The 22,541-nt window shown below is 57.2% G+C and carries 19 protein-coding genes, 1 pseudogene and 1 riboswitch; of the genes and pseudogenes, 10 read left to right on the plus strand and 10 right to left on the minus strand.

The features are described from left to right. From HNQ59_RS16985 to HNQ59_RS16995, 3 genes and pseudogenes are all read left to right on the plus strand, one after another. A partial coding sequence (locus HNQ59_RS16985; RefSeq protein WP_184041591.1) for an integrase core domain-containing protein occupies positions 1–229 on the plus strand: 229 nt, incomplete at its 5' end. 186 nt (positions 230–415) lie between these two features. After that, complete coding sequence (locus HNQ59_RS16990; protein WP_184041592.1) at positions 416–580, plus strand: hypothetical protein; 165 nt, start codon at positions 416–418, stop codon at positions 578–580. A gap of 140 nt (positions 581–720) precedes the next feature. Further along, positions 721–1,458 (plus strand): annotated as a pseudogene (locus tag HNQ59_RS16995) (IS5 family transposase). A 162-nt stretch (positions 1,459–1,620) separates the two neighbouring features. Here HNQ59_RS16995 and HNQ59_RS17000 read toward each other — a convergent pair. From HNQ59_RS17000 to HNQ59_RS17030, 7 genes are all read right to left on the minus strand, one after another. Next, the gene (locus HNQ59_RS17000; RefSeq protein ID WP_184041593.1) at positions 1,621–2,061 is read right to left on the minus strand and encodes a GNAT family N-acetyltransferase; all 441 of its coding nucleotides are present in this window, start codon (positions 2,059–2,061) and stop codon (positions 1,621–1,623) included. Positions 2,062–2,090: 29 nt separating this feature from the next. Then, the gene (locus HNQ59_RS17005; protein ID WP_184041594.1) at positions 2,091–2,312 is read right to left on the minus strand and encodes a hypothetical protein; all 222 of its coding nucleotides are present in this window, start codon (positions 2,310–2,312) and stop codon (positions 2,091–2,093) included. Continuing rightward, positions 2,290–3,330 carry an ABC transporter ATP-binding protein gene (locus HNQ59_RS17010; protein ID WP_184041595.1) on the minus strand — a complete coding sequence of 347 codons (1,041 nt, stop codon included), beginning with the start codon at positions 3,328–3,330 and terminating at the stop codon, positions 2,290–2,292. Before HNQ59_RS17010 ends, HNQ59_RS17005 begins: the two co-directional genes overlap by 23 nt. A gap of 3 nt (positions 3,331–3,333) precedes the next feature. Beyond that, positions 3,334–4,926, minus strand: coding sequence for an ABC transporter permease (locus HNQ59_RS17015; RefSeq protein WP_246491060.1), 1,593 nt, complete (start codon positions 4,924–4,926; stop codon positions 3,334–3,336). Between the two features lie 273 nt (positions 4,927–5,199). Further along, positions 5,200–6,195: an extracellular solute-binding protein gene (locus HNQ59_RS17020; RefSeq protein WP_184041597.1), complete on the minus strand. Its 996-nt coding sequence runs from the start codon at positions 6,193–6,195 to the stop codon at positions 5,200–5,202. Positions 6,196–6,217: 22 nt separating this feature from the next. Next, positions 6,218–6,661, minus strand: a complete 444-nt coding sequence (locus HNQ59_RS17025) for a hypothetical protein (RefSeq protein WP_184041598.1) — start codon at positions 6,659–6,661, stop codon at positions 6,218–6,220. A gap of 196 nt (positions 6,662–6,857) precedes the next feature. Next, the gene (locus tag HNQ59_RS17030) at positions 6,858–7,274 is read right to left on the minus strand and encodes an Hsp20/alpha crystallin family protein (protein WP_184041599.1); all 417 of its coding nucleotides are present in this window, start codon (positions 7,272–7,274) and stop codon (positions 6,858–6,860) included. A gap of 363 nt (positions 7,275–7,637) precedes the next feature. Here HNQ59_RS17030 and HNQ59_RS17035 point away from each other — a divergent pair, with 363 nt between their 5' ends. Beyond that, positions 7,638–8,411 carry a substrate-binding periplasmic protein gene (locus HNQ59_RS17035; RefSeq protein ID WP_184041600.1) on the plus strand — a complete coding sequence of 258 codons (774 nt, stop codon included), beginning with the start codon at positions 7,638–7,640 and terminating at the stop codon, positions 8,409–8,411. Between the two features lie 21 nt (positions 8,412–8,432). On the opposite strand, the gene HNQ59_RS17040 is transcribed toward HNQ59_RS17035, so the two are convergent. Continuing rightward, the gene (locus tag HNQ59_RS17040) at positions 8,433–9,701 is read right to left on the minus strand and encodes an MgtC/SapB family protein (RefSeq protein ID WP_184041601.1); all 1,269 of its coding nucleotides are present in this window, start codon (positions 9,699–9,701) and stop codon (positions 8,433–8,435) included. 198 nt (positions 9,702–9,899) lie between these two features. Between HNQ59_RS17040 and dnaE the strand changes: the two genes are divergently transcribed. From dnaE to HNQ59_RS17055, 3 genes are read left to right on the plus strand one after another with little or no spacing between them, the layout of a single operon-like run. Beyond that, complete coding sequence (gene dnaE, locus HNQ59_RS17045) at positions 9,900–13,334, plus strand: DNA polymerase III subunit alpha (protein WP_184041602.1); 3,435 nt, start codon at positions 9,900–9,902, stop codon at positions 13,332–13,334. Beyond that, positions 13,312–13,956 (plus strand): HD domain-containing protein, encoded by a 645-nt coding sequence (locus HNQ59_RS17050; RefSeq protein WP_184041603.1) that lies wholly within the window; start codon positions 13,312–13,314, stop codon positions 13,954–13,956. The genes dnaE and HNQ59_RS17050 overlap by 23 nt, the downstream gene beginning before the upstream one ends. After that, positions 13,953–15,239 carry an acyltransferase family protein gene (locus HNQ59_RS17055; RefSeq protein ID WP_184041604.1) on the plus strand — a complete coding sequence of 429 codons (1,287 nt, stop codon included), beginning with the start codon at positions 13,953–13,955 and terminating at the stop codon, positions 15,237–15,239. The genes HNQ59_RS17050 and HNQ59_RS17055 overlap by 4 nt, the downstream gene beginning before the upstream one ends. On the opposite strand, the gene HNQ59_RS17060 is transcribed toward HNQ59_RS17055, so the two are convergent. Beyond that, a complete protein-coding gene (locus tag HNQ59_RS17060; protein ID WP_184041605.1) occupies positions 15,225–15,650 on the minus strand; it encodes an LEA/WHy family protein in 426 nt (141 codons plus the stop codon). The genes HNQ59_RS17055 and HNQ59_RS17060 overlap by 15 nt on opposite strands. Positions 15,651–16,102: 452 nt before the next feature. Continuing rightward, a riboswitch (cyclic di-GMP riboswitch) is annotated at positions 16,103–16,189 on the plus strand. Between the two features lie 140 nt (positions 16,190–16,329). Here HNQ59_RS17060 and HNQ59_RS17065 point away from each other — a divergent pair. Then, positions 16,330–18,720, plus strand: a complete 2,391-nt coding sequence (locus HNQ59_RS17065; RefSeq protein WP_184041606.1) for a DUF1631 domain-containing protein — start codon at positions 16,330–16,332, stop codon at positions 18,718–18,720. A 71-nt stretch (positions 18,721–18,791) separates the two neighbouring features. Here HNQ59_RS17065 and HNQ59_RS17070 read toward each other — a convergent pair whose 3' ends face one another. Beyond that, positions 18,792–19,613 (minus strand): IclR family transcriptional regulator, encoded by an 822-nt coding sequence (locus HNQ59_RS17070; protein ID WP_184041607.1) that lies wholly within the window; start codon positions 19,611–19,613, stop codon positions 18,792–18,794. Between the two features lie 188 nt (positions 19,614–19,801). Here HNQ59_RS17070 and HNQ59_RS17075 point away from each other — a divergent pair, with 188 nt between their 5' ends. Further along, a complete protein-coding gene (locus tag HNQ59_RS17075; RefSeq protein WP_184041608.1) occupies positions 19,802–20,980 on the plus strand; it encodes an acyl-CoA dehydrogenase in 1,179 nt (392 codons plus the stop codon). A gap of 1 nt (position 20,981) precedes the next feature. Beyond that, the gene (locus HNQ59_RS17080; protein ID WP_184041609.1) at positions 20,982–22,190 is read left to right on the plus strand and encodes a CaiB/BaiF CoA transferase family protein; all 1,209 of its coding nucleotides are present in this window, start codon (positions 20,982–20,984) and stop codon (positions 22,188–22,190) included. Positions 22,191–22,541: the final 351 nt, after the last annotated feature.

Here is a 22,541-nt window from a genome sequence, read left to right on the forward strand (position 1 = left end):
TAGCTACGACAACGCCTTGGCGGAAACAATAAATGGCTTGTACAAGGCCGAGATGATCCACCGACGAGCCCCCTGGAAAACCAAGGAGTCAGTGGCGCTGGCGACCTTGGAATGGGTGTCCTGGTTTAACCATCACAGGTTGCTCGAACCCATTGGTTATATCCCGCCTGCAGAAGCTCAGGCAAACTACTACAGGCAACTCGCCGATCAGGCTGTTATTCTGGCCTGACTTTAACCAACCAGCCTCCATCAAAGCCGCGGCGGTTCAGCCGGGGGGAAGGTCACGATGGCGCTGAAAAAGCGTATGCCCGATCTCGTTGATTGATTGGGGATCGTCGAGCTGCCGTGCAAGAATAGTCGTACCAGGTGAGTAGCCTGGGTTAGGTTGGGGGCCATAGGATTGGGCAGTCAATCCATGTTGAACCAAGACATCCTGGGCGGCGATGGTGGCCAGGCCATGGAGCAGGATGGCCGCGTGAAATTCCTGATGAATAGCCTGCGGCGTCTGGCCTCCGAACTGTTCGAGCGTGAGGCGGCACCTGAGATGGCGGAAAGCTTCCTGATGCATCAGCGTTTCTGAGAGCGTGCGGCAAAGGCTAAAGCCGGCCACAGCGCTTCGCCCTGCAAGGTGACCGTTCTTGGGTGGTGCGCGCGCAGGCACGGCGGAACAGGCTGTAAGAACGTGTTCACGATCTCGTCGTATTGCCAGGTAATGGTGGAATGATAGCCCCCTACGCCAGCGATATCAGTCGAGAGCAGTTTGAAAAAATCCTGCCACTGCTGCAAAGCGTCAGGAAGCGCACGAAGCCGACCACAGTGGATCTGTACGAAGTGTTCTGCACAATCCTGTACCTGCTGCGCAGTGGTTGCCAGTGGCGGATACTGTCGAAAGATTTTCCGGAATGGCACACAGTGCATTCGTACTTTGCCAAGTGGAGCGAACTCGACCAGGACGGCACCAGTGTACTGGAGCGGGCAATAAAAAAATCAGGTTGGCGCGGCCCGCGAGAGACCGAGGCGCAACGCCATGCCGACGCCTCTGATCGTGGATGCGCAGCGCGTGAAGCACACGGATACAGCCGGTAGTAAGGGCGATGACGCGGGCAAGAAAATTGTAGGCATTAAGCGACATATTGGCGAGGATACGCAAGGGCATGCCTCATGCCATGGCTGTGACCACGGAAGAGGTCACTGACCGCAAAGGGGCGTTACAGGCACTAAAGCGCTGCGGAGTCGGCTTGAGTAAAGTGCAAAGTGTGCTGGCTGACAGCGGTGACGTGGGTCAGCCTTTCGCCCAAGAGGTGAAGGGAATCCTGGGCGAGGCGAATATGGTGCAGATTGCCAAACGTCTGGTTGGAAAAGGACGGGCGGCTCTGGAAGAACTGCGAGCAATGGCTCAATACCAGCTTGCAATTCATCCAGCTGGCCTTCTTGGCGGTACTGCTCAGGAGATTGTGAACACGTTCTTGCGAGTGGGCCCGCGCTTTGGTCATTTTGACAATCCTGCGCCGAGTTACGGTCGGCTCAGGCTTATTATGTAATTTACGGATAAATCATAAGTCATACCGCCATCATGTAAGCAGCGGCAAACATGGCGTAGCACAACAATGCCAGGCTGACTCAAAATTCTTTTCGAAATAACACGGAAGTTCTACTCGCGTCATAACCAATTTGCTTGTAAAACACATGCGCTTCCTCGGCTCGATGGATGCCAGATCGCAGGCGCAGATGAGTATGGCCCTGGGACTGAGCCCACGTTTCCGCTGCGGTGACTAGCGCTTGTCCGATACCCTGTCTCCGGTGACGTTCGCTGACGACCAGGGCCATGATTTCCGAAAATACCGGGGAGGTGAACAGGTGATAAGCCGTCGCGTGCACAAAACCAATTGGACGATTTTCCCGGTCGATGGCGACGGCTGCAAAAGTATCATCGCGAGCTAGAAGTTGACACATGCGTTGCTGAACGAGTGTTGGTGTCGTGATATAGCCCAGCTCTCCAGAAAGTGTGACGATGTCGTCAACATCTGAGGCGACCATGTTACGAATATGAATGTGATTCATGATTAGCCGTACCCGTGATATCGGTGGTGTCAAATAGCTTTGTTGTGCATGGCATCTTGTGCCGAATCTGCACAGTCGGCGTGGCGCCGATCGACAGGGTTCCACATTGAGGCCGAAATGAACCTTGCACCCTGGTTGGCAGTATGCCGCACCATGTCTGGTCGTTTTCCACCTGCTTTCGTGCCGCTTGTTGATGCCAGCAAAGGTGAATGTTGCTGCTGGACAAAATCACCGCTGAAACGCAATGACATGGTCGATCTCCAGCCGGATGCCAATCCACTCCCCCACCGCGTGGTTGTGGTGGCTGGGGACGAGTGACAGGACTTGATCGCCGCTTTCCAATTCTAAGGTGTAGAGGAACTCAGCGCCACGGAAGGCTTTGTTGATGACCTTGGCTTTCACTGGGCTGGCGTCGTCGTGCAGGATGTCATCCGGGCGGATCAGGACGTCGGCGGTGCAGCCCAGGCAGCAGGTTTCTGGCATGGTGCCGCGAATCTCTCCTAGTTCGATTTCCAGGAGATCGTGCCGGATGACCTGGCCGGGCAGGAACACGCCTTCACCGATGAAGTCCGCCACGAAGCGGTTGGCCGGGCGGTGGTAGAGGTTGTAAGGGGTGTCCCATTGCTCGATGCGGCCATGTTGCATGATGCCGATCTGGTCGGCCATGGCAAAGGCTTCGCTCTGATCATGGGTGACCAGGATGGCGGTCATCTGCTGGGATTTGAGGATGGTACGGATCTCCTCTGACAGTTTCTTCCTCAGCTCGACATCCAGGTTGGAGAAGGGTTCATCCAGCAACAGGATGGCCGGCTGGGGGGCCAATGCGCGCGCCAGGGCCACCCGTTGTTGCTGGCCGCCAGACAGTTGATGGGGGTAGGACTGGGCCAGGTTGGCAAGCCCCACTACCGACAGCATCTCTGTGACACGTTGTTGCTGCTCTGCCTTGCCCATGCCGTGCAGGCCAAAGGCGACGTTACCCGCCACAGTCAGGTGTGGGAACAGGGCATAGTCTTGGAACACCATGCCGATTTTACGCTGTTGTGGAGGCACCAGCTGCCCGGCAGTGGCTACGGTCTGACCATTCAGGATGATGCCGCCACCGGTGATGGATTCGAAACCTGCGATGCAGCGTAATACCGTGGTCTTGCCACAGCCGGATGGGCCGAGCAGGCAGCCGATGTCTCCCTTATCCAGGTGCAGGCTCAGGCCGTCGATGATGTGGCGGGTACCATAGGCATGGGAAATCTGTTTGAGTGAAAGCTGCGACATCGTTTAATTGCTTACGTCTGAGGTGGATTGGTCGGTCTGGCGCATCAGCAGCAGGACCGGCAAAAGGCCCGCGATGACGAGTGAGATGGCGGGTAATGCGGCGCGTTGCCACTCGCCCTCACTGGTCATTTCGAAGACGCGGATGGCCAGGGTATCCCAGCCGAATGGGCGGGTCATCAAGGTGATGGGCATCTCCTTCATGACATCCACAAACACCAGCAGCATGGCGGATAACAGACCGGCGTTCAGTTGCGGCAGATGGACACGTCGGATCAGCTGCAGGCCGCCCAGCCCCAGGCTGCGTGCGGCCTCGTCCTGGCTGGGGGTGATGCGGTGCATGGCGGATTCGACCGGGCTTACTCCCACGGCCATGAAGCGGGCGAGATATGCCAGCAACACGACTGTCAGCGTGCCATTGAGGATTTGGTGGGTGCCGTTTGGCAGCCAGGCTTTGCCATAGGCCAGCAATTGATTGTCCAACCAGGCGATCGGCACAAAGATGCCCACCGCCAACACCGAGCCAGGAATGGCGTAGCCAAGGGTGGCCAGCCGTGATACCCAGTGGCTGGTGCGATCAGGCAGCCGACGCTGGGTGTAGGACAGCGCCAGTGCGCAGGTGGCGACCAGCAGGGCGGCAAAAGCTGCCAACAGGATCGAGTGCAGGACGAAATCGATGTAGCGGGCGTCGAGATCATGCTGAATGATGCCCATGGCCCACCAGACAAGCTGCATGGCTGGGACGATGAAAGCCAAGGCCAAGACCAGGCTGCACGCCAAGGTGGCACCCCAGGCTTGCCAGCCCAGTAGGGGGATGCGCTGCTGCTGGGTGGTACGGCCTGCGGGGGTGTAACGCCGATGGCCACGGGCGTGTTGTTCAGCCACGGCCAGAGCCAGCACCACCATGACCAACAAGGAGGCCAGTTGGGTGGCGGCGGGTAGCGAGAACATCTGGAACCAGGCTTTATAAATCGCGGTGGTGAAGGTGTCGTAGTTGAAGATGGAGACGGTGCCGAAGTCCGCCAGGGTTTCCATCATGGCCAGCATGACACCTGCGATGATCCAGGGCCGCGCCATGGGCAACGCCACCTTGAAGAAGCCCTGAGTGCGGGAGAGGCCCAGTGATTGGGCGGCCTCCAGGGCGCGCCGGCCTTGGCTCTGAAAGGCGTTCAGCGCCAATAGATAGACATAGGGATAGAGCGCGAAGCTCATCACCAGTATCACGCCACTTCGGGAGCGGATGCGGGGGAACCCCGCGCTGCTGCCAAACCATTCACGCAGCAAAGTCTGGATTGGCCCGGTGAATTCCAGCAAGCCGACGATGGCGAATGCCATCACATAAGCAGGCATGGCCAAAGGCAGCATCAGGGCCCAACGGAAGAACCGCCTGCCCGGGAACTGGTGGATGGCAGTCAGCCACGCCAGGCCAACGCCCAGCAAGGATGTGCCGACGCCCACCCCTAGCGCCAGCCAGGTGGTGTTGGCAACCAGCTCGGGCAACAGGGTCTCGACCAGATGCGGCCAGACATCGTTGGGCGGCTGCAGCCAGGCAGACAGCACGATGCCGAGCGGGATCAAGGGCACCAGCGCGATCAGCATGGATGGCAGTCGGATTAGCCACGTTCGGCGTCGGACAGGGCGTAGCGTACTGTCTTGCGCGTCGATCGCAAGGGGGTGGGTTGATGTGAGCGGACCACTGGCAGGCATGGAGGATCAATTGAAATAGGCTTCAAATGAGAATTGTAACCGATAGGATTCGCAATCGCGAAAATGCACAACGGGCAATTGCTTGCCCGTTGTGGTTGGCGGGCGTCTGCCCCGCCAGTGGCCATTCACCCGGCGCATATCACGCAGGGTAAGCACCTATGTAACTTATTTATAGCCAGCGCGATCCATCAGCTTGGTAGCGGCCACTTGATTCTCACCGGCCTTGGCGACGTTGACATAGTTGTGCTTGAAATCCCCCCAGCTGGCTACCAACGCATCCGGCTTGATCTTGGGGTTGGCAGGGAATTCCAGATTCACATCGGCATAGAGGTTTTGAGCCTTGTCAGATGAGAGCCATTCCAGCAGCTTGATGGCACCTTTTTCATTTTTGGCATGCTTGGTGATGCCTGCGCCAGAGATATTGACGTGCGTACCATTGGTCTTCTGGTTGGCCCAGAAGATGCCGACCGGCAGCGACTTGTTCTTCTCGACCAGGCGGCCATAGTAGTAGGTGTTGGCAATGCCGACATCGCACTGGCCAGCGGCAATTGCTTCCAGCATCTTAGTGTCATCCGCGAACACATCGGTAGCCAGATTGTTGACCCAGCCCCGCACAACCTGCTCCGCCTTGGCCTCACCCTGTTCAGCAATCATCATGCCTACCAGCGACTGGTTGTAGACCTTTTTGGAGGTACGCAGGCATAGGCGATCCTTCCATTTTTTGTCAGCCAATGCTTCGTAGGTGGACAGCTCAGCAGGGTTGACTTTCTCCTTGTTGAAGAAAATGGTCCGCGCCCGCACGCTCAGACCGAACCACTGGTTGCCTGGGTCGCGCAGATGCGCAGGGATGTTGGCTTCCAGCGCGGCGGATTTGACAGGCTTCAGCAGATTCAGATTACTGGCCTGCCACAGGTTGCCCGCATCGACGGTCAACAACATGTCAGCAGGTGTGTTGGCGCCTTCTGCCTGCAGCTTGGCCATCAGTGGGCCTTCCTTGTCGGTGTGTACCTTGACCTGAATACCAGTCTCTTTGGTGAAGGCATCGAACAGTGGCTTGATCAAGGGCTCGTTCCGTGCGGAGTAGACGGTGACTTCTTCGGCATGAACGAAACCTGCGGTAGCCAGCAACAAGGCGAGCGGGGTCAGAAAGCGTGTTTTCATCGGTATTTCCCGTTGTAACGAACTAACTAAAAACAAAACCGTTGCGTGCCAGCTTCAACCAGCGTCGCTGACGGTGTACGTAAAAACATTTGGCGAGCAGCCAGATGGCAGGTGTCAACCAGCCAGCGTCGATCTCCATGTGATCGATATAACGTGTTCCCTGGTCGGATTCGAGCAGCGTGATGTGATGGTCCCAGCGCCGGATCAACCGGCTGTGCCCAGTGCCGCGTAAGGCATACGCTCGGCGGCCTGTTGGCGTGATGTAGTCTTTCGACGAAACATCCGTGCCACGCGGCCAGAATGCCGCCACGCCAACCCCCCGCAATGCCACCTGATAGACCCACACGAACCATGCGCCGGAAAGGGGCGCTGAACCGGCCCCGTGCTGAAGCCGTATCGGGGCCTGCAGCTGGGCCACCACATCATGCAGTGGTACGGGCAAATCGATGCTGTGCTCGATATCCATGCATGATCCTTTCCCGAAGATGTGTTGGCCGACTGTGTGACTGCCAAGCATGATCGACCGACCTCGTCCATGCACAGCATTGTGCAAATGAGAATAATTATAAATAATTATTGGGAAAAGGGAATCCAAATGTTGAGCGATCCAGGCGGGCGGCAAAAAACCCGCCCCCAGACGGGAGCGGGCTTGGCAAGCAGCGTCAGGAGATGGTGAGGCGTTTGGTGGCGCTTTGTTGCCGCTTGGGCAGGCGCAATTCCAGAACACCGTCTTTGTAACTGGCAACCGCTTCACTCTGATCGACATCTTGCGCCAGCTGGAAGCTACGGGATACTTTGCCGTAATAGCGCTCGCTACGTAGCAGCTTCTCACCATCCTTGGTGTCGCTTTCGCGCTTGACCTCGGCTGAAATGGCAACCAGGCTGCCATCGATGGTGACGTGGATGTCTTCTTTCTTGACACCAGGGATATCCGCGTGGACGGTATAGGCTCGGTCGTCTTCCTTCACATCCATCTTGATCTGCAGCTCAGGTTGATCTGCAAACTGAACAGGGCGGACAAAAAAGCCTTTCAACAAGTCATCGAATACGTTGTCGAAAGCGGGGCGGATGTTGGCCATGATGATGCTCCTTTCTTGCGAGTAAGAATTGGATATTCAACAGGTTATGAATCGCTGCGCGCCAGCTGTGAGTAACAAGATGGGTTGTACTGGACAGATTTCAAGAGATTGAACCCATGCGGGATCGACTGGTTTGATATGCATCAAACTTTCGCCTTTTCCGAGACTGCGTGGCCGGGGTGATGGTTGAAAGCGGCTTGGGTGGCGCTTGCTGGATAGCCTATCCCGCAGGCTGACCTATGTTGCGGGCGGGTTTCAGGATATGTCTGTGCTGCAATCAATACGTATTTGTGCATTGATATGTGGAAATTCGAATTTAAAAGAGCTATAACGTCAGTCTGAACTTGTTTTGGAGTGTCTGTCATGCCCCGTCTGTTCCGTCTGTCCTGCTTGGTATTGGCGATCACCATGTCCGGTGTGGTTGCCGCTGAGAAACCCGCATCAGTGAAATTATGTACTGAAAATGAAGAGTCCTATCCTTGGCTGCTCAAGTCCAAGCCTGGGCTGAGCATCATCATGATGCAGATGGTCGAGAAAAAGCTGGGAACCAAGCTGGACATCCAGCCCCTGCCTTGGAAGCGGTGCATGGAGGAGGTCAAGCAGGGCAATATGGATGGACTGTTCAAGATCAGTTTCAAGGCAGACCGCCTGGAGATGGGGCACTACCCAATGGTGGGCGATAAGCCAGACAACAGCAAACGGATGCTGGATGACAGCTACAGCTTCTACCGGCTGAAAGGCAATCCAGTGGATTGGGACGGCAAGACCCTGAAACATGCTGACGCTGGGGTTGGTGCCCAGTCAGGCTTTTCTGTTGTCGATCAATTGAAGGGCATGGGGCTGAAAGTGGATGATGGCACCCGTGTGGCGGATGACAATTTACGGAAGGTGCTCAGTGGCCGGTTGGCGGCGGTGGCGCTGCAAACCCAGGAGGGCGACGCCAGCATTGCCTCGCAGCCAGAATTCAACGGCAAGCTGGAGCGATTTGGTCCACCTTTGGTCGAGAAGCCTTACTTCCTGATGCTGTCCAAGTCTTTTGTCGCGAAGCAGGGCGAGCTGGCCAAACAGATCTGGGATGCGGTTGCCGCAGTGCGGGAGTCCCCGGAGTACAAAAAGCAGCTGCAAAGCTTCAAGTGAGCTGCGGCAAACGGTGCCTTGTCAGCCACGCAGCACAACGCCAATCAAGGCACCAGCGCTGCCCAATGTTGCTCCCAACATGGGCAGCATGATGCGTTTGGTGAATGCCCAGCCACCGATGCTGGTGGTCAGGATCAGTTTGAACGCGGTATTCGCGCTGATGGCCAGTACGATGCTGATCAGGGCTTGATCCAGTGTCAGGCGCTGTTGGCTGAACAACCGCATGGTTGACAACGTGATTGCGTCCACATCGGTCAGGCCAGACGCCAACGAGACGAAGTACAGCCCACCAGCCCCCGCCATGTCCTGCAACCAGGCAGAGGCCAGCAGCACCACGGAGTAGATCAGTGCGAAGGTGATGGCCGTTTTCAGTTCGGCGGGGTTGGTCATGTTCGGTGCAGCGCTGGGGGCGTGTTGGCCTCGGAAGCTGAGGGCGATCATGATGAGCCCGATCACCAGCCCGATACCGAGCGTGGTGGCCAGTGCGACCAGCATGCCCTGTGCAACGGCTGCGCTCAGCAGGGTCAGGCGCACAAAGATCATCAGGTGTGCCAATGCCACCACAACCGCTGCAAAGTGGATCAAGTCACGGTTTTCCTTGGCCTGTCGTGAATAGAGCAGGGTGGTGATGGTGCTTGAAACCAGCCCGCCCAGCAAACCCAGCAAGGTTGCGCCGATCTGCTCGCCCAGCAGACGAAGCGCCACATACCCCGCCAGGCTGACACCTGAGATCAATACCACCATCAACCAGGTCTGATAGGGGTTGAAGGCCCGGTACGGCCCCATATCCTGATTCGGCAGCACCGGCAGGATCACCAGGCTTAGCGCCGCAAATTGCAGCATGGAGCGCACGTCACGCGGGGTCAGATTGCGGGCGATGCCTGACAGCTCGGTCTTGAAATGCAGCAAGATGGTGGACACGATCGCCAGCGAGACCGCCAGATTACGTTCTCCCACCCAACACAATACGCCCAGCCCGAAACAGAGCAGCAAGGCAATCTGTGTCGTTGTGCCGGGGTCGTGGCTGCCGTTGTGGGGCTTTTGATAGGCACTGATGATGGATGCAGCCACCGAGATCAGCCCAGCGGCAATCAGCCAAGGGCTGTTGAAGGTCTGCGCCAACATGCCGCAAATCGACCCCAACATGGCAGTGAGGGCAAAAGTGCGTAGACCGGCCCGTGCGGCGGGGCTGCGCTCGCGCTCCAGACCAATCAACAAGCCAATGGCCAAGCTGGTGGCAAACACCGACAGCGGGCCGAACTGTAGCAGGTCGGCAAATCGACTGGGCATGCAGGGGCTCCTTCAGGTCACAATGTCATGATAGTGCCCGCCAGCGGCGAGTGGTGACAAGTTGTATCGCACGGTTGTGCGAGCCGGGGCGGCCATCTGGTCTGGGTGGAAGCTGGCGGAGTACATGAAATCAAATGCTTAGTGTGGCACCCACTAAACGACTGCCAGCAGCAGGCAGTGGTGGGTTAAAATGACAGAATGAATGCTCCTGACTTTGTCCATCTCCGCCTCCACACTGAGTTCTCCATCCAAGACGGTATCGTCCGTATCGACGACGCCGTAGGCCGCGCCAAGGCCGAGCAGATGCCTGCGCTGGGGATCTCCGATCTCGCCAATATGTTCGGCATGCTCAAGTTCTATAAGGCTTGCCGTGGTAAAGGCATCAAACCTGTCATTGGTTGCGATGTCTGGATCGAAAACGATATCGACCGTGACAAGCCTTTCCGCGCCATGCTGATCTGCCGTGATCGGGCGGGTTATGGGCGGGTTGCTGAATTGCTGACCCAAGCCTACCGCACCAATCAGTACCGCGAGCGGGCCGAGATCAAGCGGGCCTGGCTGGAAAGCGGTGACAACCGGGGCGTGATCGTGCTCTCCGGGGCGGCCTGGGGGGATGTGGGGCAGGCGCTGATCAATGGCAACCTCAATCAAGCCACTGAGTACGCCAACTGGTGGGCCAGACTGTTCCCTGATGCCTACTATCTGGAGCTGCAACGCAACGGCCAGTCCCTTTATGAACAAGTCCTGCAGGGCTGCCTGCAACTGGCGTCAGAGCTGGATCTGCCCGTGGTGGCCACGCACCCGATCCAGTTCATGAGCCGTGAGGAATTCAAGGCGCACGAGGCGCGGGTCTGCATTGCCAGTGGCTATGTCTTGGCCGACAAGCGCCGCCCGCGTGATTTCACCGAGGATCAGTATTTCAAATCGCGCACAGAGATGCTGGCGCTGTTTGCTGACGTGCCGGAGGCCTTAGCCAATACGGTCGAGATCGCCAAGCGGTGTAATGTCACCATCCAGCTTGGAAAATACTTCCTGCCGGATTTCCCCACGCCAGATGGCATGACGCTCGATGACTATCTGGAATACCGCGCGGGAGAGGGGCTGAAGGAACGGATGTTGCATCTGTTCCCCGATGCCGATGAACGCGAGGCCAAACGCCCTGAATACGAAGCGCGGCTGAAGTTTGAAACCGACACCATCATCAAGATGGGCTTTCCAGGTTACTTCCTGATCGTGGCGGACTTCATCAACTGGGGTAAGAACAACGGATGCCCGGTTGGCCCAGGCCGGGGGTCGGGGGCGGGCTCCCTGGTGGCGTACAGCCTGGGGATCACGGATCTCGATCCATTGCGTTATGCCTTGCTGTTCGAGCGTTTCCTGAACCCCGAGCGGGTGTCGATGCCCGACTTCGACGTGGATTTTTGCCAGGACAACCGCTGGCGGGTGATTGAATATGTACGGCAGAAGTATGGCATCGATGCCGTCTCGCAGATCATTACCTATGGCACCATGTCATCGAAAGCCGTGATTCGGGATGTCGGGCGGGTGCTGGATCTCCCCTTCGGTCTGTGCGATCGCTTATCCAAGCTGGTGCCCTTGGAGGCCAACAAGCCAGTCGCGCTGGCCAAGGCCATCGAGATGGAGCCGCAGATCAACGAGATCAAGGCGGTGGAGGAGGGCGTTGATGAGTTGTTCGAGCTGGCGCAGACCCTGGAGGATCTGACACGCGGCGTCGGTATGCACGCCGGCGGCGTATTGATCGCGCCAGGCCGCCTGACGGATTTCTGCCCGCTGTACCAAGCCTATGGTGATGAGGCCAGCCCGGTCAGCCAATTCGACAAAGATGACGTCGAGCAGATCGGTTTGGTGAAGTTCGACTTCCTCGGCCTGCGTACACTGACCATTCTGGAGCTGGCAGTTGGTTATATCAAACAACTGGATGGACGGTCGGTCGATCTTGCCGCCTTGCCACTGGATGATCAGCAGGCCTATCAGATCTTCAAGGACGGCAATACCACTGCGGTATTCCAGTTCGAGTCCTCAGGCATGAAAGACATGCTGAAGAAGGCGAAGCCCGATCTGTTCGAGGACATCATCGCCTTTGTGGCCTTGTACCGCCCAGGGCCGATGGATCTGATCCCTGACTTCATCGCGCGTAAGCAGGGCACCAAGTTCGAATACCTGCACCCCTTGCTGGAGCCAGTCCTGTCGGCCACCTACGGCATCATGGTCTATCAGGAGCAGGTGATGCAGGCCGCGCAGGTATGCGGGGGCTATAGCCTGGGCGGCGCGGATCTGCTGCGCCGGGCCATGGGCAAGAAAAAGGTCGAGGAGATGGTGCAGCAGCGTGCGACTTTTGTTGCGGGAGCTGCGCAAAAAGACATTTCTGAGGAAAAAGCCAACGAAATCTTCGATTACATGGAGAAATTCGCGGGCTATGGTTTCAACAAGTCGCACGCGGCTGCCTACGCGCTGGTGGCCTACCACACGGCGTGGCTGAAGGCGCACTACTGTGCCGCCTTCATGGCGGCAACCATGTCCACTGAATTGTCGAATACCGACCAGCTGGCAGTGTTCCGTGAGGATCTCAAGCTCAACCGGATCGAGTTGTTGTCACCGGATATCAACAAATCCGTCTATCGCTTTGTGCCCGAATCGATGCAGTCCATCCGCTATGCATTGGGTGCGATCAAAGGCACGGGTGAAGCGGCCATTGAGCATATCGTGGCTGAGCGTGAGGCAAATGGCCCATACAAGAGCCTGTTCGACTTCTGCAACCGTACTGACAAACGGATGGTGAATCGGCGGGTGATCGAGGCGCTGATCCGAGGCGGTGCCTTTGATACGGTCGATGATCACCGTGGCCGCTTGCTGGCGAACGTGCAGCTGGCCATCGATCAGGCGGAGCAGAAAAACGCCAATGCCAATCAGGGCGGGCTGTTTGACATGTTCGAAGAGGCCGCGCCCAGCGTGGAGATGATCGATTGCCCACGTTGGGATTTGATCAAATTGCTGACAGAAGAGAAGCTGGCCATCGGTTTCTATCTGTCTGGGCACCCATTCGAAGGCTACGCGCCCGAGGTGCGGACATTCGCCAAGACCAAGATCAAGGATCTGCGGCCTTCCAAAGACCCGAAGGATTTGCAGACGCTGGCGGGGATCGTGCTGGAGGTTCGCATCAAACAGACGCAACGTGGCCGCATGGCTTTTGTGAAGCTGGATGATGGGTCGGAGCCGGTCGATATCTCAGTGTTCTCCGAGCTGTTTGATGCCAGCCGCAACAAAATCAAAGAGGATGCATTGCTGGTGGTCAAGGCCAATGTGCGCCACGATGAATACAGTGGCGGAGTGCGGATCATCGCTGATAGCTTGTTTGAGCTGGCCGAAGCGCGCAGCCAGTTTGCCAAACGACTGGCCTTGCGGATGAACGGACAGGCCGACGCGGGGCGTCTCAAGCAGATCCTGAGCCCTTACCAGGCAGGTGCCTGCCCGGTCAGCATCAAATACAGCAATCAGGAGGCCGAGTGCGAGCTGGTGCTGGGCGATGCGTGGCGCATTACCCTGCATGATGATCTCCTGAATGAACTGAAAGCCTGGCTGGGTGAGCAACATGTCGCCGTCCGCTACAGCTGAAGACCCGTGGGCGGCACGTTGGCAAGCGCTCTGGCTGCGCCTGGGCTGCCAGCCGGATCTGGCTGAATACCAAACATTGCGGCAAGCCTATGCCGAGCCGGCACGGCATTACCACACATTCACCCACATCGCCGCGTGCTTGAGCTGGCTGGATCGGGCCTATGCAGATCAGGCTTTGCCAGTGGATGACGGCCTGGAGCTGGCGATCTGGTACCACGATGGGGTGTACGACCCCTACCGCGCCGACAATGAAGCGGCCAGTGCGGCATGGTGGCGCCAGACTGCCGCCCGACATGGGCTGGCTGGGCCATTGGTCGAGCGCGTATCGGCTTGGATTCTGGCCACTCAGCACGCAGACCAGACACAACCTGATGCGCCTTGGCTGTTGGATATCGACCTCTCCATACTGGGGGCCGTGCCAGCGGTCTATCAGCAATTCGAGCAGCATGTTCGGGCTGAATATCGCTGGGTGCCGGCCTTTGTGTTCCGCTGCAAACGGGCGGCGCTACTGCAGCAGTTTTTGGATCGGCCCCGGTTGTACCAGACCGATTACTTTCATGACAGGTTGGAAGCCGCCGCTCGTCACAATCTGCAGCATGCCATCACGGCGCTGTGCGGATGACCCAGTCATCGGTGCTGGCAGCAGGTAAAGCCCCCATGGTTGCCTCGCTGGAGGCGGCTCGTGGCTTTGCTGCGCTCTATGTCACCATCGCACACCTGCTACAGATTCTGGGGTTCAAGTCTGGCCAGGGTAGCATGCCCCTGCTGGTTGAAATGGTGGGTGGCTATGCACACCAGGCGGTGCTGTTTTTCTTCCTGCTGTCTGGCTTCAGCATCCATTACGCCAGCCTGCACCGGCCATTGGACACCTGGCAGGGTGTCAAGGCCTACCTTCTGTTGCGTGTCCGTCGTCTCTATCCTATCTGGTTGGTTGTCTATGCGCTGGCAGTAATCTTGATCTGGATTGGCGTGCAGCGGGATATTCCACGCTACCAGGTCTGGTGGGCCGGTATCAGCCAGTGGGACTGGTGGGCCAATCTGCTGTTCCTGGGTGATCGTGGCTATGTATGTGGTCGCCTCGCCAATGCACTGCCCAGTACGGCTGTGTGGTCGTTGGGGTATGAGGTGATCTATTACCTGCTCTACCCCGTGTTCTGGTGGTCAACTCGCCGGTTTGGCATTCATCGCACCTTATGGGCTGTGGGTGTGACCAGTGGTGTGGCGTTCTGGTTGAACGAGCAACACTGCCATCATCTGTGGAATGTGCTGGAGCTTTATATCGGCTGGTGCCTGGGGGCATGGATCGCCCATCGCCAACGCGTGGGCTTGACATTCAAGCTGTCGGGTGAGGCCGCCTTTCTGGTTGGAATGGCGTTGCTACTGGTGGCACTGGCGGTTGGCTATACCCGGTTCGCGGCATTGGCCGAGCTGTCGTGGTTGGGTCTGTTTTTCATATTGATGGCTTGGCACTGGGCAGATCCCACATATCGCACGCCCGCAGGGCCTCGAAAGGCGCACCTTGCCATGATCATGGTACTGATGGCGATACTGGTGCTCGCATTGGAGCAATGGCGGCACTTCGCGACCTCGTCTAGCCTGTTTACAGGCCGGGTGATCGTATTCACCTTGGGCAGCCTCATTCTGCTGGTGTGGAGTGGTCGGCCCTCAGCTGGTACTGCCATGGCACAGCTGACCCGCTGGCTATTGCCTCTTGGGGGCGTGTCCTATGCACAGTATCTGCTGCACCTACCCTTGATACAGGCGGGTCACGCCTATGGTGGTCCATGGGGGGCCATTGTGGCCCTCCCGATCACCTGGTTGCTGGCGTATTGGCTGGAAAAGCAATGGCAGCCGCAGGTCAATAGCCGATTGCCGATCCACTGGCCAGCCTCAGCTGCCCGGTAGCATCTGAAACCCTTTCAGCCGTTCCAACGGGGCCAGATCGTATTCGCCTTTCCGGTCAAATGGTAAGCGCCAGCCACTTTCCCCCACCAGCGCCTCCCCAGTCAATCGATAGGGCACCTTGCCATTCACCGCCATCGCCTTGGCCTGTTTGATCAGCTCAAACAACTTGATATAGGCCTCAACCTCCAATACATCAGACCCCAACCGTTTGACCGTGACCGACTGATTGCTCTGCCCCGTCACAAACTCCTGTCCGCCAAGCTCCAGCTTATAGTGAAGGCCACTCAGTTGGAGATCGAAATCATTGGGGTTTTGAACACGTAACTTCAAGATGAATTGCTGTTCGAACAGATTGCCCCCGACCAGACTGATACCAGCGATGCTGAGCTGAGGGGGTTGTGGTTTTTGCAAAAGGCTGCTGCAACCGGTGATCAAAGAAAGTGCGCAAAATATTGTCAGAAACCAGCGGCGTGTTAGCATGGTGTGGTGTCTTGAATTGGTCTGGATGTTCGATATTGTAGTTCGTCCGCCCCAATGACGGCTGAACGAAAATTATCCACACATCAGCCAGCATGAGGGTGTGGATAACCATAAGAGGCATTTTTTGTTACTATACTTACGGTAATGAGTATGTATTAGGGTTGGTGGCATATAAGTCCTGATAAAACATCGATTTGCGGAATATTGGCACTTGACCGGAATAGCAGATAGTTTAATATTTGCTTATATGCTGGCGTCAAAAGCATGTATACTTTGATGCTACGAGCGATTTCTGCTCGTTTGATCAAGGTACTCATGAAAAGCTGACCACTATGGCCAAATAAGGCATGGTGATCAGAGAGGTGCCAGAAAAATCGACGTCTTAATCTTCAGGGCAAACCTACTGAAAAGTGGGGACGCAAAGTTTCCGGTCTACAGGGCGAAAGCCCCAGGATAGCGGGATTGCTAAGAACGTTGAATCGGGCTAGCCTTAAGTCCAGGCGTGCACGACTCCCAGCTTCCAGCATCCCAACCCCGGCAACTACGCTGAATGATCAAGGCGGTTTTGGGCACGGTTTTGATGGCCAGTGCCAATGACGGGTGTGCAGCCATGAACAACACAGCGCCAAAAAACATTGTCTCGTTAAGCGAGTACGACAAGGCTCGTAAAGTGGGCTCAGAAACCATTTCATTGTTGAATGAATGCCGGGATATGGCAGCGGAACTGCTCAGCAAGTCCCTGTCCAAAATGCTCGACCGCATCGAAGAATCGCTGTTTGAGCTGGCCGAGAAGGCGCTCAATCACGACGTGCGCAATGTCTATCTTGAGGCGCGTGGCAAAGCATTGGCGCACCGAGATGCCATCGAGAGCGAATTCCGCCGCAATTTCCTGCAAGGTTTCAATAAACGGCTGGTTGCGCCAGATGCCGCATCGAAGAAGCTCGACTTTTCTTCGCTGGAGCTGAGCCTCGTCGATACCGATGATTTCGAGGCAACCCTGGCTGTCTCTGACATTGCGAAACGCCTCAAGAATAACTGCAACGATGAGCTGATGGCACTGGATTACCGTGTCTCCGAGCTCATGCACAAGACCGATCTGGCGGATGATGACAATCCGCTTGGCCCCAAGGCGATCTGCGAAGCCTTCAAGGATGCATGTAACCAACTGGAATCCAACGTCAACGTCAAGCTGATCATTCTGAAGCAGTTTGATCAGCTGGTTTCTGACGACATTCAAGGGGTGTATAAAAACCTCAACACCCATCTGGTCAACCGCAACGTCATTCCTGTCATTACGCCGGACATGCTGCGCCGCCGTGCATCTGGTAGCCCGATGCCGCGCCCGGCGCCTCGCCAACAGGAGCGGCTCGACGACAAAGTCGAAACCGTTGGCGACCAGCCCCCGCAGGCCCAGGCAACAGAGCAGGAATTGTTCACAACCTTGCAACAATTGTTGACACGCAATGATGCCGGGATGGCCGCCATGCTGGGTGGGCTGTCTCAAAATGCATTCGCACCGACAAGCAATGGTGGGTTCCCTGAACTGAACAATAGCGTGCTCGATGTCCTGAGCAGCATGCAGCAGGGCAATTTCGGCGCTGTTGCCTTGAATGGCGCAGGATTGGATCTGGCACAAGCCGGCAGTGGCAATATCCTGCGTGACGTCAAGCAGGCGGTGCTGGGGCAGGGGGCAACGCAAATCGATGGCATGACCATCGATATTGTGGCCATGCTGTTTGATTATATTTTCGACGACCGTCAGATCCCGGACAAAATGAAAGCGTTGATCGGGCGCTTACAGATTCCGGTGCTCAAGGTTGCGATGCTGGACAAGAAGTTCTTCTCCAAAAAGTCCCACCCCGCACGACAACTGCTGGACACATTGGCACTTGCCGCCCTGGGTTGGAATGAAGCGGAAGGCGAGGGCGACCGGCTGTATTGCAAAATAGATGACATCATTCATCGGATTCTGTCTGAATTCGAAGAGAATTTCGATGTCTTCGAGTCCGCCCGTCTGGATTTGGAAGCGTTTCTGGCGGAAGAGGAGCGCCTGGCACAAGAGCGGGCCGAGAGTTCCGCAAAAGTCATCTATGAGCGCGAATGGCTGCAGATGGCCAAGTCCACGGTCGAGGAAGAGGTGCAGCGCCGTATTGCGACTGGTGACATGCCAGAGGTGATCGGCCAGTTTCTGTCTTTGCAGTGGGGCAATCTATTGTTGTCGGTCTACGTCAAGGATGGTGTGGAGAGCGACAACTGGCGTAACGCGCTGCAAACCATGGATGATCTGATCTGGAGCGTGCAGCCCAAGCGCTCTCCAGAAGAGCGGATGCGTCTGGTCAGCCTGTTGCCACCGATGCTGAAAAAGCTGGAGGCAGCGCTCGAAATCAATCAGACACCCAAGGAGTCCCGCGAGAAGTTCTTTGCAGCGTTGGTGCAATGCCATGCCAGTGCCATCAAGTCAGGCATGCCAGGCAAGGCGCCTGAGCCCATGCCGGTGATCGCAGCCGAGCCGATCTTCACCCACCCACCTTTGCTGGTGAATGTCACCAGCCCGGTTGCAGAGGCGAAGGAGCTGGTTCCAGTGGAGCAACTGGGTGCGCCGCCTGTTGGTGCCAGCAGTTTCGAATTGGATCTGATTGCGTCTGCCAATGCCCGCCAATTGAATGATGATGTGGCGGCGATTCAAGAGCGTGCGCCTGTGGTCACGTCGGTGCAGGCTGCTGATCCATACGATGCCATGGCAGCCAATCTGAAGCGGGGTGCCTGGATTGAGTTCCGCCATGATGATAGTGCCATGCGTGCCAAGTTGGCATGGGTCAGCCCCATGAAAAACATGTATCTGTTTACCAATCGACAAGGTCTGAATGCCATGTCTATTTCACTGGAAGGGCTGGCAGCCAAGTTGCGCTCTGGCAGTGCGGTGATCGTGGAAGAATCGGCCCTGGTTGATCGTGCGGTCAGCAGCATGCTGGATGCGCTCAAGAGCGGCGCTGCTGCATGAGTCACCGCCGATGGCTGGCAAAGGAGAACGCCGCTGTTGAGCGGCGTTTTTCATTGGTGGGATCGATAACATCATGATTGGTTGTGCTCGGTCAGCAAGGCGGCCACGTGTTGCACCAGGTACACCAGACGTGGGCCCAGGTCTTCGGTCAGCTGGCGGGGCTTGATGGAAAAGGCTGGGCCACCACAGCTGAATACCACGACATCGGACAGCTCGGGGATGATCAATGGCACTGCCACTGAATTGACATCTCGTTTCCACTCTCCAAGCGACAGACAGAAGCCACGTCGGGCGTAGTCCTCCATGGCGGCGCGGATGCCAATCAGTTGTTCTGCCCAGCGGTGCCCAGCCCGTCGCTCCAGGTGTTGCATCATGAATTCACGCTCTGCCTGAGGTAGCCCAGCCAGGAAGGCCCGCCCGATGGAAGTCGTGGCAATCGGCATGCGCATGCCGGTGTCCAGCCGCAAGGTGACAGAGGCCCGGCTGCGGCAGTTTTCCAGATAGATCATGTCCAGACGGTCACGGGCAGCCAGCGATACCAGGGCATTCGAGTAATCGGCCAGATCCTGCATCAAAGGGCGGGCAATTTCGCGTACCTGCATGCTACCGGTGGCTGCGTAGCCCAGTGCCAGCACGGCTGGTCCGACCCGGTAACCGGCCAGATCGGGTAATTGCTGTAGATAGCCTAATTTGGTCAGGGTGTAGGTCAAGCGGGAAACCGTCGATTTGGGCAATTGCGTGCGGCGGGCAATGTCGCCGTTCGACAAGGCTCGATCCCCGACGGTAAAGCAACGGAGCACATCCAGGCCGCGAGCCAGCGCCGTCACGAATTGACGATCATCAATCTCATGGTCATTGTGAGCGGTATCTTCAAAATCAGTGATGTTCTGCATGTCGGAACAGTCATTCGGAGGAAAATCCACAATGTTGAGGATAATGCCTCTCTGCGCTATTTTGCTAGCAGATTTAGTGTAATGACATTCTGCATTGCGGAACGATTGAAAGCCTGCCTATTATCGAGTAGCGGTTGCTGGCCTGATGCCAGTGCTGCTTTTTGATGTCACCGACCGGAGTAATGAAGATGGCGACCAAACCGAGCTTCACCTGGGATGATGCACTGCTGTTGAATGATCAACTGACCGAAGAGGAGCGCATGGTGCGGGATGCCGCGCATGCCTATTGCCAGGAAAAGCTGCTGCCACGGGTTCGAGAGGCCAATCGCCATGAGCGATTCGATCGGGAGATCATGACCGAGATGGGGGAGCTGGGCATGCTGGGTGCAACCATCCAAGGTTTTGGTTGTGCGGGGGTTAACCATGTCTCATATGGCTTGATCGCGCGTGAGGTGGAGCGAGTGGACAGTGGCTATCGCTCAGCCATGAGTGTGCAGTCCTCGCTGGTGATGTACCCGATCGATGCCTACGGCTCGACGGCGCAAAAGGAAAAATACCTGCCGAAACTGGCGAAAGGGGAATGGGTCGGGTGCTTTGGCCTGACCGAGCCGGATCACGGCTCAGACCCCGGTGGTATGCAGACGCGCGCCCGCAAGGTGGCGGGGGGCTGGCAATTGACTGGCAGCAAGATGTGGATCACCAACTCTCCGATTGCCGATGTGTTCGTCGTATGGGCAAAGGATGATGAGGGTGAGATCCGGGGATTCATCCTTGAGAAGGGCATGGCCGGGCTGTCTGCACCTAAGATCGAAGGTAAATTCAGCCTGCGTGCATCGATCACGGGCGAGATTGTCATGGACCAGGTATTCGTGGCTGATGAGCAATTGTTGCCAGGTGTCAAAGGCCTGAAGGGCCCATTTGGCTGCCTGAACAAGGCGCGCTACGGGATTGCCTGGGGGGCGATGGGGGCGGCAGAGTTCTGCTGGCATGCGGCCCGCCAATACACACTGGATCGTCAACAGTTTGGCCGCCCGTTGGCCGCCAATCAGCTGATCCAGCTGAAGCTGGCCAATATGCAGACTGATATCACTCTGGGGCTGCAAGGCGCATTGCGCGTTGGTCGGCTACTGGATGAAGGGCGCGGTGCGCCTGAAATGATTTCGCTGATCAAGCGCAATAACTGTGGCAAAGCACTGGACATTGCTCGCATCAGTCGTGACATGCATGGTGGGAACGGCATTTCAGACGAATATGGCGTGATCCGACATGTGATGAACCTGGAGGCCGTCAACACCTATGAAGGCACCCACGACGTGCATGCGCTGATTTTGGGGCGGGCGCAGACAGGCATCCAGGCGTTTTTCTGATATGGGTGCGCTTTCTCACATCAAGGTTCTGGATCTATCCCGCGTTCTGGCTGGGCCATGGGCGAGCCAGATCCTTGGCGACCTCGGCGCCGATGTCGTCAAGATCGAGCGCCCTGGCGGTGGGGACGATACCCGCAGCTGGGGCCCGCCCTATCTGCTGGATGAAGCAGGGCAACCTACTGGCGAGGCGGCCTATTTCCTGTCAACCAACCGCAACAAACGATCGGTGACGGTCGATATGTCCCAACCGTCTGGTCAGGCGTTGATCCGTCAATTGGCCGCTCAGGCAGATGTCGTGCTGGAGAACTTCAAGGTGGGTGGCCTCAAGCAGTATGGGTTGGATTACGACAGCCTGCATGCCATCAACCCCCGCCTGGTCTATTGCTCCATCACGGGCTTTGGCCAGACCGGGCCCTATGCAGAGCGCGCTGGGTATGACTTCCTGATTCAAGGCCTGGGCGGCTTGATGAGCCTGACTGGCGAGCCGGATGGAGACCCCCAGAAAGTCGGTGTCGCACTGACTGATATCATGACTGGGCTATATGCCACGATCGGCGTCTTGGCGGCGCTGGCTGATCGTGAACGGACGGGCAAGGGGCAGCACATCGATTTGGCCCTGCTTGACGTGCAGGTCGCGTGCTTGGCCAACCAAGCCATGAATTACCTGACGACCGGGCAAGCCCCCAAGCGACTGGGAAACGCCCACCCGAACATCGTGCCCTATCAGGCTTTCCCAACGGCAGACGGCGACATGATTCTGGCGGTCGGGAACGACGGCCAGTTCGCCAAGTTTTGCGAGGTGGCCGGGAAGGATTGGGCGCAAGACGAGCGATTTAGCACCAACCGGGCCAGGGTGACCAATCGGCAGGTGTTGGTGCCATTGATCCGGCAGACAACCGTGATGAAGACCACGGCGGAATGGATTGCCGCGCTGGAAGCTGTGGCGGTGCCTTGTGGGCCGATCAACACCTTGGAACAGGTATTTGCCGACCCGCAAGTCCAACACCGTGGCTTACGCCTCGACCTGCCCCACCCGCTGGCCGGCCATGCGCCTGGCGTGGCCAGCCCATTGCGCCTGTCAGCCTCGCCTGTCAGCTATCGCAATGGGCCACCGTTACTTGGACAAGACACAGAGGCGGTGCTTCATGACTGGCTGGCACTGTCCGCGCAGCAAATCCATGCGCTACGTGAGCAGCAGGCATTGGGCTAGGTCTGCCGGGTACGGCATCGTATTCGGCACTGGGCGGGGTTGGTGGAGAAGCCTGGTGTCAGGAGTGTGGCATGGCAGGCAGTCTCAGCGCGGAGCCGTGATGGCTTGCTGCAAGATGCGTTCTGTCTTGGAACATTGAATGAGATCCATCAGCCTGAAGGGCTTGCCCATCCTGCCGCGCCAGGTTTGGCATCCCCCTCGGGCGGTCATCTACATGAATTTTTCTGAACGATAGCCAACGCGCCTTGGTATTTTGTTATAAAGGCCAATCTCGCAGCCCCTGAGTCACGGATATATGGAACAAGATCCGCGCTGGATTGCAGGTGTGGCGCCGTTTGTCAGCCCCGTCCA

It is taken from the genome of Chitinivorax tropicus, assembly GCF_014202905.1.
GTDB lineage: Bacteria > Pseudomonadota > Gammaproteobacteria > Burkholderiales > SCOH01 > Chitinivorax > Chitinivorax tropicus.

Excerpts from the sequence above, each read along its gene's own strand:
- HNQ59_RS16990 (WP_184041592.1), top strand. The coding sequence starts at position 416 with ATGTTGAACCAAGACATCCTGGGCGGCGATGGTGGCCAGGCCATGGAG.
- HNQ59_RS17000 (WP_184041593.1), bottom strand. The coding sequence starts at position 2,061 with ATGAATCACATTCATATTCGTAACATGGTCGCCTCAGATGTTGACGAC.
- HNQ59_RS17005 (WP_184041594.1), bottom strand. The coding sequence starts at position 2,312 with ATGTCATTGCGTTTCAGCGGTGATTTTGTCCAGCAGCAACATTCACCT.
- HNQ59_RS17010 (WP_184041595.1), bottom strand. The coding sequence starts at position 3,330 with ATGTCGCAGCTTTCACTCAAACAGATTTCCCATGCCTATGGTACCCGC.
- HNQ59_RS17015 (WP_246491060.1), bottom strand. The coding sequence starts at position 4,926 with ATGCTGATCGCGCTGGTGCCCTTGATCCCGCTCGGCATCGTGCTGTCT.
- HNQ59_RS17020 (WP_184041597.1), bottom strand. The coding sequence starts at position 6,195 with ATGAAAACACGCTTTCTGACCCCGCTCGCCTTGTTGCTGGCTACCGCA.
- HNQ59_RS17025 (WP_184041598.1), bottom strand. The coding sequence starts at position 6,661 with ATGGATATCGAGCACAGCATCGATTTGCCCGTACCACTGCATGATGTG.
- HNQ59_RS17030 (WP_184041599.1), bottom strand. The coding sequence starts at position 7,274 with ATGGCCAACATCCGCCCCGCTTTCGACAACGTATTCGATGACTTGTTG.
- HNQ59_RS17035 (WP_184041600.1), top strand. The coding sequence starts at position 7,638 with ATGCCCCGTCTGTTCCGTCTGTCCTGCTTGGTATTGGCGATCACCATG.
- HNQ59_RS17040 (WP_184041601.1), bottom strand. The coding sequence starts at position 9,701 with ATGCCCAGTCGATTTGCCGACCTGCTACAGTTCGGCCCGCTGTCGGTG.
- dnaE (WP_184041602.1), top strand. The coding sequence starts at position 9,900 with ATGAATGCTCCTGACTTTGTCCATCTCCGCCTCCACACTGAGTTCTCC.
- HNQ59_RS17050 (WP_184041603.1), top strand. The coding sequence starts at position 13,312 with ATGTCGCCGTCCGCTACAGCTGAAGACCCGTGGGCGGCACGTTGGCAA.
- HNQ59_RS17055 (WP_184041604.1), top strand. The coding sequence starts at position 13,953 with ATGACCCAGTCATCGGTGCTGGCAGCAGGTAAAGCCCCCATGGTTGCC.
- HNQ59_RS17065 (WP_184041606.1), top strand. The coding sequence starts at position 16,330 with ATGAACAACACAGCGCCAAAAAACATTGTCTCGTTAAGCGAGTACGAC.
- HNQ59_RS17070 (WP_184041607.1), bottom strand. The coding sequence starts at position 19,613 with ATGCAGAACATCACTGATTTTGAAGATACCGCTCACAATGACCATGAG.
- HNQ59_RS17075 (WP_184041608.1), top strand. The coding sequence starts at position 19,802 with ATGGCGACCAAACCGAGCTTCACCTGGGATGATGCACTGCTGTTGAAT.
- HNQ59_RS17080 (WP_184041609.1), top strand. The coding sequence starts at position 20,982 with ATGGGTGCGCTTTCTCACATCAAGGTTCTGGATCTATCCCGCGTTCTG.